Source organism: Bacteroides sp. AM16-24 (assembly GCF_003471885.1).
Taxonomy (GTDB): Bacteria; Bacteroidota; Bacteroidia; order Bacteroidales; family Bacteroidaceae; genus Bacteroides.
Map to the genome: position 1 here is coordinate 14,524 of NZ_QRKI01000016.1, position 12,659 is coordinate 27,182.

The 12,659-nt window shown below is 41.3% G+C and carries 12 protein-coding genes; 1 reads left to right on the forward strand and 11 read right to left on the reverse strand.

Annotated features, from left to right (window positions below; all coding sequences use genetic code 11):
- Positions 1–98: 98 nt before the first annotated feature.
- The 8 genes from DW182_RS16870 to DW182_RS16905 form a co-directional block, all read right to left on the reverse strand.
- Positions 99–626, reverse strand: coding sequence for a shikimate kinase (locus DW182_RS16870; protein WP_118296263.1), 528 nt, complete (start codon positions 624–626; stop codon positions 99–101).
- A 54-nt stretch (positions 627–680) separates the two neighbouring features.
- Positions 681–1,289 (reverse strand): nitroreductase family protein, encoded by a 609-nt coding sequence (locus DW182_RS16875; RefSeq protein WP_115502392.1) that lies wholly within the window; start codon positions 1,287–1,289, stop codon positions 681–683.
- Positions 1,290–1,419: 130 nt separating this feature from the next.
- Positions 1,420–2,466 (reverse strand): hypothetical protein, encoded by a 1,047-nt coding sequence (locus DW182_RS16880; protein ID WP_118296264.1) that lies wholly within the window; start codon positions 2,464–2,466, stop codon positions 1,420–1,422.
- 38 nt (positions 2,467–2,504) lie between these two features.
- Positions 2,505–2,927 (reverse strand): hypothetical protein, encoded by a 423-nt coding sequence (locus DW182_RS16885; protein ID WP_118296265.1) that lies wholly within the window; start codon positions 2,925–2,927, stop codon positions 2,505–2,507.
- A 148-nt stretch (positions 2,928–3,075) separates the two neighbouring features.
- Positions 3,076–3,582, reverse strand: a complete 507-nt coding sequence (locus DW182_RS16890; protein WP_118296266.1) for a hypothetical protein — start codon at positions 3,580–3,582, stop codon at positions 3,076–3,078.
- Between the two features lie 51 nt (positions 3,583–3,633).
- Positions 3,634–4,161, reverse strand: a complete 528-nt coding sequence (locus DW182_RS16895) for a hypothetical protein (protein ID WP_118296267.1) — start codon at positions 4,159–4,161, stop codon at positions 3,634–3,636.
- A complete protein-coding gene (locus DW182_RS16900) occupies positions 4,151–5,167 on the reverse strand; it encodes a JAB-like toxin 1 domain-containing protein (RefSeq protein ID WP_118296268.1) in 1,017 nt (338 codons plus the stop codon). Before DW182_RS16900 ends, DW182_RS16895 begins: the two co-directional genes overlap by 11 nt.
- 22 nt (positions 5,168–5,189) lie before the next feature.
- The gene (locus DW182_RS16905) at positions 5,190–6,506 is read right to left on the reverse strand and encodes a hypothetical protein (protein WP_147400134.1); all 1,317 of its coding nucleotides are present in this window, start codon (positions 6,504–6,506) and stop codon (positions 5,190–5,192) included.
- A 192-nt stretch (positions 6,507–6,698) separates the two neighbouring features.
- Between DW182_RS16905 and DW182_RS16910 the strand changes: the two genes are divergently transcribed.
- Entirely contained in the window at positions 6,699–7,334 is a 636-nt protein-coding gene (locus tag DW182_RS16910; RefSeq protein ID WP_118296270.1) for a viroplasmin family protein, read from the forward strand.
- A 231-nt stretch (positions 7,335–7,565) separates the two neighbouring features.
- Here DW182_RS16910 and DW182_RS16915 read toward each other — a convergent pair whose 3' ends face one another.
- The 3 genes from DW182_RS16915 to DW182_RS16920 all read right to left on the reverse strand — a co-directional run bounded on the left by DW182_RS16915 (position 7,566) and on the right by DW182_RS16920 (position 12,486).
- Positions 7,566–9,710 (reverse strand): hypothetical protein, encoded by a 2,145-nt coding sequence (locus DW182_RS16915; RefSeq protein ID WP_118296271.1) that lies wholly within the window; start codon positions 9,708–9,710, stop codon positions 7,566–7,568.
- A gap of 40 nt (positions 9,711–9,750) precedes the next feature.
- Positions 9,751–9,897: a hypothetical protein gene (locus tag DW182_RS22325; RefSeq protein ID WP_167507345.1), complete on the reverse strand. Its 147-nt coding sequence runs from the start codon at positions 9,895–9,897 to the stop codon at positions 9,751–9,753.
- 747 nt (positions 9,898–10,644) lie between these two features.
- Positions 10,645–12,486, reverse strand: a complete 1,842-nt coding sequence (locus tag DW182_RS16920) for an ABC transporter ATP-binding protein (RefSeq protein WP_007661557.1) — start codon at positions 12,484–12,486, stop codon at positions 10,645–10,647.
- Positions 12,487–12,659 lie beyond the last annotated feature (173 nt).

Sequence of the window (12,659 nt, forward strand, 5' to 3'; positions counted from 1 at the left end):
CTCAGATGTTTGTTTTTTGATTTTAATAGGGCGACAAAAATACGATAATTCTCGATATTTATTGCGTTTTCCTCCTAAAATTGCACATTTACAAGCGGTTAAATGCCCAGCAAGCTACGTAACTGCTGCACAGAATCCGCAATTTGCCGACGGCTTTCCAATTGTCCGGCATCGAAACGGTATTTTGCCTTACCATAGTGCGGCGCACGTTTTTCCAAAGCTTCTATAATGAAGGCCCGCAATTCTTCGTCCGTTTTTCCTTGCAGAATGGGACGTTGCTGCGTAGCCACTCGCAATCGACGGAACAGAACGTCAGGATGAACATCCAGAAAAACAGTCTGTCCGTTATCGTTCATGTACTCCATATTATCGAAGAAGCAAGGAGTACCGCCTCCGGTCGAGATAATGACGTTTTCAAACTCAGCCACTTCATGCAGCATGGTTCGCTCCAGTTCACGAAAAGAGGCCTCCCCCCGCTCTATGAACAATTCACGTATGGATTTGTGAAAACGTTCTTCGATATACCAGTCCAAATCGATGAACGGTATATTCAGTTCGCGGGCAAAAGCCTTTCCTAAAGTTGTTTTACCGGCTCCCATGTAACCGGTTAAAAAAATACGTATCATAAGCGCTTACCTTTGCGTACAAAGGTAAGCAATTCTATTCTGAGAGATTTACTATCAGATAAAAATTTTAATGCGTTCGCTCAAATCATTAAATTCTTTCTCGCCCGGTTCGGCAACAGGAGTACCGAAAGGCATCTGTGCAATCAGTTGCCAAGTCTCGGGAAGATGCCATGTGCTGCGTACATCTTCGTCAATCAACGGGTTATAGTGTTGCAGGGAAGCACCCAAGCCTTTGTCTTCAAGCATAGTCCAGATGGCCAACTGGTGCATGGCAGAAGTCTGTTGGGACCACGTCGGGAAATTATCTTGATAGGTAGGGAATTGTTTTTGCAGTCCTTCCACAATGGAACGGTCTTCAAAGAAGAGTATCGTGCCATATCCGCAAGAAAACGAAGTATCAATCTTCTTTTCCGACTGGCGATACTGTTCTTCGGACAAGCGTTCTTCCAACTGATCCTTCACAATTCTCCATAATTTCTGGTGTTCATCACCCAGTAGCAGCACAACTCGTGTGGTCTGCGAATTAAATGCCGAAGGCACATATTTTACTGCTGTACGGATGATATGTACAATTTCCTCGTCCAGAACTGGAGAGTCGTTACTGATAGAATAATAACTGCGCCGATGCTCCAATGCTTCGGCAAATGTCCGTTCTCTGATCATATTTAATCCTTTCTTTTGATATTTATCATTTTTATCTTATATAAGGAAACAAATGAAAGGAGCAAGTTGTTCAAGACTTTCGTAAATAGAATGATAACTTGTAATCAGTATTTATTTAATCAGGTATTTCCTATCTCATTTGATAGTCTCCTTTGTTAAAACTAACAATTTTCTTTATCCTATACTCATTACTATATTCATTTAAAGAATATAGCCAACTCAGATACATCTCTTGAGGCATTTTTCGATACCCTAACTCATGTATCTTTGTATAGAGTTTGTCCATCTCTTGTTTAAGTTCTAGTTTTCCTTCTTTTTGATAAAATCGGCTCAAAACATGCGCTTTCAACAACCAGGCATTTATATAATTAGGGTAGTAAGCCAATGCTGTATCACAACATTGCATTACAAAGCTTCCATTCCGCATGCCATATTTATGTAAATAGCCCTGTGCCAAATCTGTGAGACACAACGCTACAGACTGCCTAACAGAAAGAGTATCCATATAAATACCATTTCTTATGGCATCCAGATGAATATATCCGGAAGCCGTCAACCATGCATCTGTTGGAAAATCAGCACAAGTCAGTTCTATGTTATACCAACCGGCACGCTGATTTCTGGCCTTTATATACATGTGATTCGGTGCTAAAGCCAACCAACATTCTTCACCCAACCTATCCATTATCATTTTATAAAGCAAAGGCATCGAATGGCAATTACCTCTTTTTGTTTGCATCATACGGGACACAAACATATTGCTCCAATCTTCCCTTCCACTATAATCATCAAAATTATATTCAAAAGGTAAATGACCAACAACAGTATCTCCCATTTGCATAGGAATGGTATCCGTCATAAAAACAAAAACCGCACATTGAGCCATAGCAGAACGCTCATCCCCCTTTCCATCATAACGGACATCACCAGAGAGAAGAATTCTCTTACAAAACTCAGCATACATGTCAATCTGTCTATCAAAAGCTTCTTTATTCAGATTTCCATTATAATAAGCATTTTCCACTGCATACACTGCTTTCTGCAGATCAAGAGAATCCCTACCATTCAGCATATTTGCAAGCCTTAATTGTTCTCTGTAATAAGCGGCTTGCGAATAAGCAGACAAAGAAATCATTGTAATAAACAAAAAAGAGATAATACTTCTAATTACTCCCATAGGTACACTTTATATATGAGTATATTACATTCACTTCACTACAACATCCCCTTTCTGACAATCAACAAACTATCGGAACTCACAATTTGAAACTCTATACCATAAGAATCATAATGGCCTATCGGAAATTTATCATAATCTAAGAAACCTGGCAAGGTATCACGATAGTCCAATAACATGTTCTTATTAACATATTTATTCCCAATATTTTCTTCTCCATAATAAACGAAGATGTAATCATTGACATAGGTATAGCCTTTAATCTTTTCTTTCAGATAATAAGGAACAACGAACATTGTTACATAAGTTTTTCCATCTTTATTATAAAAGTAAAGAGTAAAAGCCTCTTTTGTTAAGGGAATACCTAAATCCATCCCTTCAACATACTGTATAAATTTATCAACACCCCGTCCTATTTCTCCTATAAAAGGAGAAGTAGCAGTATTAACAATTGTATCCATGTTTATGTTTCTGATTTAGGTTCTCCCTATTAGCACAGCTATATAATATCAATATTATTGCTGTGAAAAGCATATATTTATAACTCATACTTTTAGCGCTTGGGTACTATAAAACGAAGTTCATAATTTATGTATGGTTTTCAACCAATCAATAGCAACCTTTTTCTTTGACTTCTATATCGCCAGTCTGACTATTGTACATCAAAAACCAAAATGGGGGATCAATAATAAGAAAAGGTGGATGTTCTTTATATGAGAATCGCTTTTTTGATTTCACTGCTAATATTATATTTGGAGGAATATCACCCTCCAACCAATAAAAGTATTCATTGTATTTATAAAAGCCTATTGATTCTTTCGCAGGAATATTCCAAAACATCATTTGAATAGAATAATTCAAGCTATCTATTTTTTCAAAGTCAAGATGAAAATTTCGCCATTTATTATCACAATTCATCCAACAAGCACCCTCTTCATCAAATAAGATGCCGTTCAAGTTTCTAATAAAAACACTATCGACACGTAACTCAGATGACAAAAAAGTATGAGTTTTTTGCGTCATATCAGGAGGAGGAATCACCTTACGGTCTTGCGCTTGGCCTATACTTACAGCAAAAACAAGTATTAAGCCAAAAATAATTTCCTTACTTACCATAATTACTTCTTATTGATTTTGGTCCATAATTTATATATGATTTACTACCAATCAATAGCAATCTTTTTCATTGACTTCAATATTACCAGTCTGACTATTGTATATCAAAAATCCAAAAGGTGGATCTATAACTTCGTACATATATTCTTTATATGAAAATCGTTTTTTCGATTTCGTTTTTAATATAATATTGGGAGGAACATCACCATAAAACCAATAAAAGTATTCATTGCGTTTTAAAAAGCCTATTGAGTTTCTAGCCGGAGTATCCCCCAAGCTTACAGTAATAAAATTATCTGAACCAGCTTTCTTTTCAAAAGAGATATAAAAATGTCTCCATGATTTACTACTATTTGGGCTAGAGAGTATTGAATTCATACGCTCCCATTTTTTATCAAATAACATACTATCCAAACGTTCAATAAAAGCACTATCAATCTGCAATTCAAGCGACATAAAGGTACGGGTAATCGGTTCCCAATCGGGAGGAGCAATCACTTTATTTTCTTGTGCACGGCTTGTGCTTATGCTTACTGAAAAAACAAGAATAAATCCTAAAATAGCTACTTTACTTCCCATAGTCACTTCTTATTGAGTTTGGTCCATAATTTATATATGACTTACTGCGCGGTAAATAAATCCTAAATGTCGGATTACTTAATCCCCTCTTTTGACGATCACCTACAACCCAAGCAGAAGCACCGACATCTCCCCACTCTCCAGCTTTACCATATTGGGGATGATTAAAAGAGCCTGACGGATATGGCGTGTTATCAGGATGGATGTGATTTTGCTCTCTGATGGTGTATCCTGCATATAACTGCCCAGAATATAAACGATTTATTCCATGTTCCTTTCCCTCATAATGGGACGTTGTAAGAAAATTCAATCCTTTATCTCCCACAATACCTGTTTTGGCTTGAGACCATTCTACCGTTGTATTAGCAGCCATAAACTCAAATAAACCAGTTCCGTTCTTATCCCCTCTGACTTTATAAACATCATACGATTCAACACTATTACCGTCAGAGGAAAAAGAAATGCTCCTTTGTGACTCAATAGTCCCATACCCAAAACTAATACTGTTATAAGCCATATTCCCATCAGCATCTGTTGTATAAGTTCGCTGATAATTTCCATCCGCATCCTTAGCAACCATATAAAAAGCGTCTTGTGTCGTATCTTTTATTCTTTTGACAATTTCTCCCTGTTGATTGATTTCCCATACATCTCTCCCATTAGGATCTACAAACCTCACCGGATTATTCATACAATACGCATACGGCGTTATCGAATAATATTTCTCAGCATGCGGATCTATCGATATACTTTGCAACTCAGGCCTCAACTCTATCAAAGTATCCCTTTCCATCACAAAGCCGACAACCTCCTTAGTCTTTGTATCATAAAGAACATCCCCTATCTCCACAACCACCTCCTGATCATGAAACTCCTTATTCTCGCTAAATGTAAACACATCAGCCTGATACCCCAAACGGGCAAAAGGATTGCCTTCCGATTTCTGAGCCTGTAAAGACAAAGTCACCAGTCCTGCCCCCATTGCAACAAGTAATACCTTCTTCATAGCATTTATTGTTTTTACATGATTATTTCACCATCTTCCGGAGTCTCAGTTGAGAATCCGACTTTTCCTTTTCTTTCAGACCTGCTACATGCTTCAACCAGTTCCGATAGATTTCAATTGGCATTTCTTCATACCCACTATCGTCTATCTCTTTATATAACTGATGCATACGAACATAATGCCGATAAGCATCAGGAGACATTTCCTTCAACATCTCAGGAGTACGAGCATTCATCAGGCGAGCTATTTCCATTGTTAATTTCGTCTGATAATCAGCTTCAATAATTTTTGCATCTATATTATTCGGAGCATATCGTTCACTTTGTTCTGCACATTTTATAATAAAAGAATCATAACCATATTTTACACGATAATACCTCCCCAACTGCGCCATCAACATCGCCACCGTTTCTTTCTTGCTAACAGGTGCCAAGTATAGTTCGTTACGAATTGCCTCGCTCTTGATATAGCTACCGTTCATATAATGGTAATCACTTAATACAGAACGACAAGTCAGTTCCAGATTATGCCATGCCCCCTTATCATTTTTTATTTTAATGAACATGTGCTTGGGGGCATACGAAAGATAAGCCTCTGCACCCATTCTCTCAGCCATCACTAGATAAAGCAAAGGCATAGAATAACATTGCCCCATATTGCTGTGAAGCATAGATGATACAAAATGACTGGTATAATCCCTTTGAGAATCATAATCATCCAGATTATACTTCAAAGGATAATGCACAATTGTTTTCTCACTACCGGGTTGATTAATAGACAAAGTATCAGTCAACAAACTAAAAATAGCCATATTCTTAGCTAGCTCATCATCAGAGTCTAGTTTCAAGTCATTCAATCTCCACTGACAATACTGCACCCTTTCGCCAATCTCGTTTTGAAAGTCAGAATACTTCATCGTGTTGCCCAAATAGGCATTCTCTATCAGAAACACGGCACGTTCAAGATTCAACGGAATGGAGTCAGAAAGCATGGCAGACAATTCTTTATATGCTTCAAAAAAACATTCAGTTCCGGGCTCTCCCTCCCAAGAAGGAAATCCCTTATAAATAAGGTGACTGAGAGTAAGCCTTCTTCGCTCCGCCTCTTCAAAGTAAGCAATGTCTTCACTAATCATCTGCATTACAGACTGATTTTGAACATTTACAGAAGGTAATGAAATACTTCGGGGTGGAGAAGTGTTTTTCGGAGCAGAAGAATCTCCCCCTACTGCAACACGGGGAAACGTCCACGGCTGAGGTGTAGACACTACGGGAGATTGCGCCTGTAGACGAAGACAGCAGTTGCTAAAAACGAACAGCAACAGAATAAGCTCTTTCATAGGCACAACAGATTAATACTTAGATTTTGGGAAAGATAAGAATAATTCAGTCAAAAACAAAGTATTTATCCTTTTTTCTATATGCAATTTTCTTTCTCCACTTCCCTAATGAGCCAAGCTACATCTTAACATTAAAAATTAAGCAAGCTTATTTTGTACTGCCTCCAGTTTGCATTACCTTTGCCCCCAATTATGGGAAAGGAGAAATTTTACGTTGTATGGTCAGGCGTCAATCCGGGCGTTTATACTTCCTGGACGGACTGCCAGTTACAAACCAAAGGCTACGAAGGAGCGAAATACAAGTCGTTCGAGACACGCGAAGAAGCGGAAAAAGCCTTTGCATCTTCTCCGTATGAGTATATCAAACGCTCCTCTCCGGCTGCTCCCGCCCAGAAGAAAGATATGAATGCCCCTCTCCCTTCATCTGTCGTAGAGAATAGCCTTGCCGTAGATGCCGCCTGTAGCGGCAATCCCGGAGCGATGGAATACCGGGGCGTACACGTGGCAAGTCGGCAGGAAGTATTCCACTTCGGCCCGGTGTATGGTACGAACAACATCGGCGAGTTCCTCGCCATCGTCCACGGACTTGCTTTACTGAAACAGAAAGGGTTCGATATGCCCATCTACAGCGACAGCGTGAATGCCATCAACTGGATAAGACAAAAAAAATGCAAGACAAAACTGCCACGTGAACCCAAAACGGAAGAACTCTTCAAATTGATAGAGCGCGCCGAAAAGTGGCTGCGCGAAAACACCTACACCACCCGCATCCTGAAATGGGAAACCAAACAGTGGGGAGAAATACCTGCTGACTTCGGACGAAAATAATCCGATTCCGCCCGTGAAACGCACGAACTACCCAAACAGTATTTTCAAACTTTCTACTACACCCTACACCCGGTGCGCAATTCTCTTATTTACTGCCCATTACGGGTGTATAAAAAACGGTACGGGTGTACAAGGGTTATTTACTCCTTATACACCCGCACTGTAAAAACAAGCATAATCCGCTTATTGCCAGTCGTTAAGTTGCGATTGTCTGATTATGTTAAAATCGGCTCAATCCACCTTACCTTTATACTCCGTTCCGTTTACCGTAACCTTTCCGGTGGTTTCGCGGATGTCAAGACCGGTCCCGACACTACCAAACGTATCACTACTATACTTGAATACAACGCCTTGGTTCGGCTTATTCTTTTCCGCATCAATATAGATAGCGGGATAGTCTTGAGAATCTGTATCATCTACCTTAACACTAAAGACACAACTATTCTTCAACTCAAAAGTAGTCTTATAGTCATAAGCGCTCTTACTTCTGTTACCGGCAGTAATGGCTGCGGAAGGGGCTTGGTTTCCTTCACTCCAAGTAATAGCGCCTGCCTCCATTGTATTTTTATCATACTGAGAGTTGACGGCCAGATTGAACGTGCAACCATCAAATGTCGACGTGCCGCCGCGCAGGAAAACGCCTTGCCAGCCTCCGGTGAAGGTGCATTGCGTAGCCGTTACCGTAACAGGAATATTCACCAGCAAGGCTGTTTCATCAGCTGTGAAGGTAGAATTGCTAAGAGTAATCATATTATTGGAACCAACCTCTGTCGTAGCATTGGTATTCACACAGAAGTATTTGCCCACCATTGTGGAATTTTCAATATCAATGAGCGCAGAACTGCATCTTTTATCAATGAATACACCTCTTCCTCCTGTCTTGGCCGCTTTATAGTCGACGTTTTTCATTGTAAATTTAGCACCATCACCGTATAGAGATATTCCTGAGGTTTTATCGGTCACTTTCCCTTTATAGGTTTCATCACCGGTCAGTACGAGTTCGCCACCCCCATAAATGCGAGTGTAATAGTCTCCACCCAACGTAAACTCATGCGTGCCTAAGATTACCTCCATTTTTGCCCCAACCGGAATGTACAATCTGCTGTTGATAGTTACATCTGCTTCCAGCGTAAGTTTATTGACTACAGCATCCGTTGCTATTTCGATATTACCTTTAGTAACGACCAACTCTTTTATTACAGCACCCGCTTTTACTACAAAGGTGTTTTCGCCTGTGCTGGCAGTTACTTTCTCCCAGTCTCCGCTGATTTCTACATGGTCAATGTCCTCAACGGTCAGGGTTCCTTTGGAGCCTGTCGGTACATTGATTTTCACTGCTTCTGCACCGCCTGACACTCCTTTCACAGTGAAGCTGGTGGTGCTTACACTGCTGATGTTAATGGTAACAGGAGCGCTGCTGGTGCTGCTGGCCGGAATCTCAATATTGTCATTTGCTTTCACTGTATTAACCGTGATGCTCTTAGCACCATCTTTCATCGCCTGGACGGCATCTTCCGCGTTCTCCACTACCTTGCTGAACGTGATACCACCGGTGCTGGCATCAATCTTGATGTCGTTGATGTCGGGCATTTCCTTTATCGTACCGGCTGTCACTACAAAGCCACTCGTTGTTTTAAATGCTTGGATAGAACCTGTGCCAATCTGCAGCGTAGCGGTAATACCGTCTGCGTAAGTGGCGGCGGGTACGGGAATATCCAGCACCAGCGGGTCGGTGTTCACGGTGGTGAACGACACTGTCACCTCGTTTGCTGTGCTCGACAAAGTTCCCAGCGAGGCATTGCCCGAATCATCTATCGTCAGTTCAGCCGAACCGGCGATGCCTGTGGCAGCCAGCGCCAGTGAGCCGGATACTCCAGTTTCCAATCCGGTCAGCTTGATACGCATCATTCCACTCAGCAGCTGAACGAAGTCCACGCTCGTTTTGCCGGAGTTCAGCTTGCCGAACATCGGCGCGTTGCTATTAGGATAGGTGTACGTCGCAGGGAAGGTTAGGGTCATTGTACCGGAAGCGTATTTATCAGCCGGATAAACTGCATACTGCAAATTAGATACCGCACCCGTCACCATGCCGGCAAAGGTTCCTGTCGTGCCGGTTCCGCTTTTCAGGGTAAACGTTCCCTTGCTGGAGTAAACTTTGTCCACTGAAGTAGTGCCGCCAAAAGCATAAAAGGCATCACTGGTTGTCCAGTTCACATGGTAGTTGCCGTCTACGGACGTTCGTGTGTTTGCCCCCGTCGTTGCAGTCAGTGTAAGGCCGTCGGCAGACGTTCCGCTCTCCATCATTTCCTCGTTGGAGCAAGCTGTTATCAGGGCCGCCGCGCACAGCAGGGCACTGATGTTAAATAAATTTCTCATGATTAGTTTCTTTTTAATAGTTTGTAATTACTAAAGAGGATTATTCCCAATAGCCATCCTCATGCCCCCACCCTGGTAATGTCGTATCGGCATTGTCACCGCCGCTACCTGCAAAGCCATACTCCACTGCCACCGTCAATACTTCGACTGCCGGTGATTCGTACTTTTCTCGTTTTTGATTATCCATGTTGTGAATAAAATTGTTTTGTGGTCCTCCTCAGTTCCATGCAGGGCCCATTACAAACACGAAGCGCAGAACTGATCGTTTCACTTCGTTTGCTGAGAGGCCCTGAGAAGCCCTGATAACACGAAATGACATATCAGCCCCACGCTATAGCGCGGAAGCCGTCTGAATGCCATTCTTGTGTTATGCGAAAAATTTCTCAGGTTTCTCAGCAAACAAGAATGAAGCAAGACGCTTCTAATAAATTTTAACAACTATTATGGTAGGCACTCCTACACGCTGTCAAAGGTAGAAGTTGTTTTTGAAAGAAGCAAGCGAAAAGTGAAAAAAGATGAAGAGCCTCTCTCCAGAGAGTGTGTCTCCCCCCGGCGTCCAGGAGGAAACGAGCGTTCCCACGAAAAGAAACGATAGTTCCCATTAAGGGAAACAAGCGTTTCCATAAGGAGAAACGACAGTTCCCATTAAAGGAAACGCTCGTTCCCAAGTGCAGGAAACTCCAGTTTCCAAGTGCAGGAACGCAAGTTCCCCAGCACCAGATAGCAGCAAAACACTGTATTCCAATAAGATGTTAGTTTATATTATAAAGAGAAAGAAGCAGTCCTAATGCCGGTGCAAGCAAACCAATTGCCTACACCTGCCTACACCGTTACCTACACCACATAACATACTATGAATAAAATCCTTACCCCCTTAAGTGTAGGTAGTGTAGGTAAAACTGGCAAAAACTCATTGTTGTTCTCAACTTTCTGTTTAAGACAGAGACTGCATATCATTCAAGCGTTTATAATATCCGTCTTTTTCCAGCAGTTCTTCATGCTTACCTCTTTCCACGATTTCTCCTTCATAGAGCACACAAATTTCATCTGCATTCTTAATTGTAGAAAGACGGTGGGCAATAGCAATTGTGGTACGCGTTTTCATCAGACGTTCCAAAGCCTCCTGCACCAGACGTTCAGATTCTGTATCAAGAGCAGAAGTAGCTTCATCAAGAATAAGGATAGGCGGATTCTTCAAGATGGCACGGGCTATGCTGACACGTTGGCGTTGTCCTCCGGAAAGTTTGCCACCACGGTCACCGATACTTGTATCGTACCCGTGTTCTGTTTCCATGATGAAGTCGTGAGCATTTGCAATCTTCGCTGCCTCAACAACCTGCTCCATGGTAGCATTTTCTACACCGAAAGCGATATTATTGAAGAATGTATCATTAAACAGGATAGCCTCCTGATTTACATTCCCTATCAAACCACGCAAATCATGAATTCGGAAATCTTTAATATTAACGCCATCAATCCTGATTTCACCGAAGTGTATATCGTGATAACGTGGCAACAAATCAACTAAGGTAGACTTACCTGAACCAGACTGACCTACCAATGCAATGGTCTGTCCCTTAGGCACAACCAGATTTATATGTTTCAGAACTTCCCTCTTTCCATCATAGCTGAAAGAAACATCTTTAAACTCAATCTCATGATTCATTCCATGCAAAGGCTTCGGGTTTGCAGGTTCTTTAATAGGATTCTCTGCTTTCAGAATCTTATCCACACGCTCCATAGAAGCCAAACCTTTCGGGATGTTATATCCTGCTTTCGCAAATTCTTTCAACGGGTTGATGATACTATAAAGGATAACCATGTAGAAGATGAATGTAGGAGCTTCCAGCGAAGAGTGATCATTACCCAAAATTAATATACCACCAAACCACAGTACCAATACGATAAGAAGTGTTCCCAAGAACTCACTCATCGGGTGAGCCAAAGCCTGACGGATAGCTACCCTATTAGTCGCATCACGCAACTCATTACTGCACTTGGTAAAACGGTCCACCATCTTATCCTCAGCAATAAAGGCTTTGATGATTCGTAAACCTCCCAGAGTCTCTTCCAGTTGCGACATTGTATCACTCCATTTGCCCTGAGCTTCCAAAGACTGACGTTTCAGTTTTTTGCCGACTTTCCCCATCAACCAACCCATTCCGGGAAGCACCACTACAGTAAACAAGGTCAGCTGCCAACTGGTGATAATAAGTGTCGAGAAATAAAGTAGAATCAGAATAGGATTCTTCAGCAACAGGTCCAGCGAACTGGTAATAGAGTTTTCAATCTCACCCACGTCACCACTCATACGGGCAATGATATCTCCTTTCCGCTCCTGCGAGAAAAAGCCAAGCGGCAAATGCATTACTTTGGAATAAACCATGATACGGATATCGCGAACAACTCCTGTACGCAAAGGAATCATGATGGCGGAAGAACCGAAGTAACAAGAGGTTTTCAGCATAGTCATAAAGGCTAGGAAAAGCCCCATGAACAGAAGCGTCATTGTTGGTCCGTGCGTTTCAATCAATCGGGTGACAAAGTAATAGAAGTTATTAATCGCCACATCTTTCAAGCTGTCACTTCCCCACTCCATATAGTGGTAAACCTGTGAACCATCACCCGTCTTAAACAGGATATTCAGAATTGGAATCAATAACGTAAATGAAAAAACGTTGAAAACAGCCGATAAAACATTGAGCAGGACTGCCCATCCTATATACTTTTTATAAGGCGACACAAAACGTCGCATCAGTTGCAGAAATTCCCTCATTGCTTGGTATTAATGAATTAGGGGCACAAAGATACAAGAAATATCTTTAAGAAGAAGAAGATAAAATTAATATTAACGAGATTTATCTATGCAACCCTCAATTAATGGACACTGTGAGTCATTTATATGAATTACAGAATGATTTCGAAAAAATATATTGTACCTTTGCGCCC

Coding starts and splice junctions, on each gene's coding strand:
- DW182_RS16905 (WP_147400134.1), bottom strand. CDS start 6,506: ATGAAAGAGCTTATTCTGTTGCTGTTCGTTTTTAGCAACTGCTGTCTT.
- DW182_RS16910 (WP_118296270.1), top strand. CDS start 6,699: ATGGGAAAGGAGAAATTTTACGTTGTATGGTCAGGCGTCAATCCGGGC.
- DW182_RS16875 (WP_115502392.1), bottom strand. CDS start 1,289: ATGATCAGAGAACGGACATTTGCCGAAGCATTGGAGCATCGGCGCAGT.
- DW182_RS16890 (WP_118296266.1), bottom strand. CDS start 3,582: ATGGTAAGTAAGGAAATTATTTTTGGCTTAATACTTGTTTTTGCTGTA.
- DW182_RS22325 (WP_167507345.1), bottom strand. CDS start 9,897: ATGGATAATCAAAAACGAGAAAAGTACGAATCACCGGCAGTCGAAGTA.
- DW182_RS16920 (WP_007661557.1), bottom strand. CDS start 12,486: ATGAGGGAATTTCTGCAACTGATGCGACGTTTTGTGTCGCCTTATAAA.
- DW182_RS16900 (WP_118296268.1), bottom strand. CDS start 5,167: ATGAAGAAGGTATTACTTGTTGCAATGGGGGCAGGACTGGTGACTTTG.
- DW182_RS16870 (WP_118296263.1), bottom strand. CDS start 626: ATGATACGTATTTTTTTAACCGGTTACATGGGAGCCGGTAAAACAACT.
- DW182_RS16895 (WP_118296267.1), bottom strand. CDS start 4,161: ATGGGAAGTAAAGTAGCTATTTTAGGATTTATTCTTGTTTTTTCAGTA.
- DW182_RS16885 (WP_118296265.1), bottom strand. CDS start 2,927: ATGGATACAATTGTTAATACTGCTACTTCTCCTTTTATAGGAGAAATA.
- DW182_RS16880 (WP_118296264.1), bottom strand. CDS start 2,466: ATGGGAGTAATTAGAAGTATTATCTCTTTTTTGTTTATTACAATGATT.
- DW182_RS16915 (WP_118296271.1), bottom strand. CDS start 9,710: ATGAGAAATTTATTTAACATCAGTGCCCTGCTGTGCGCGGCGGCCCTG.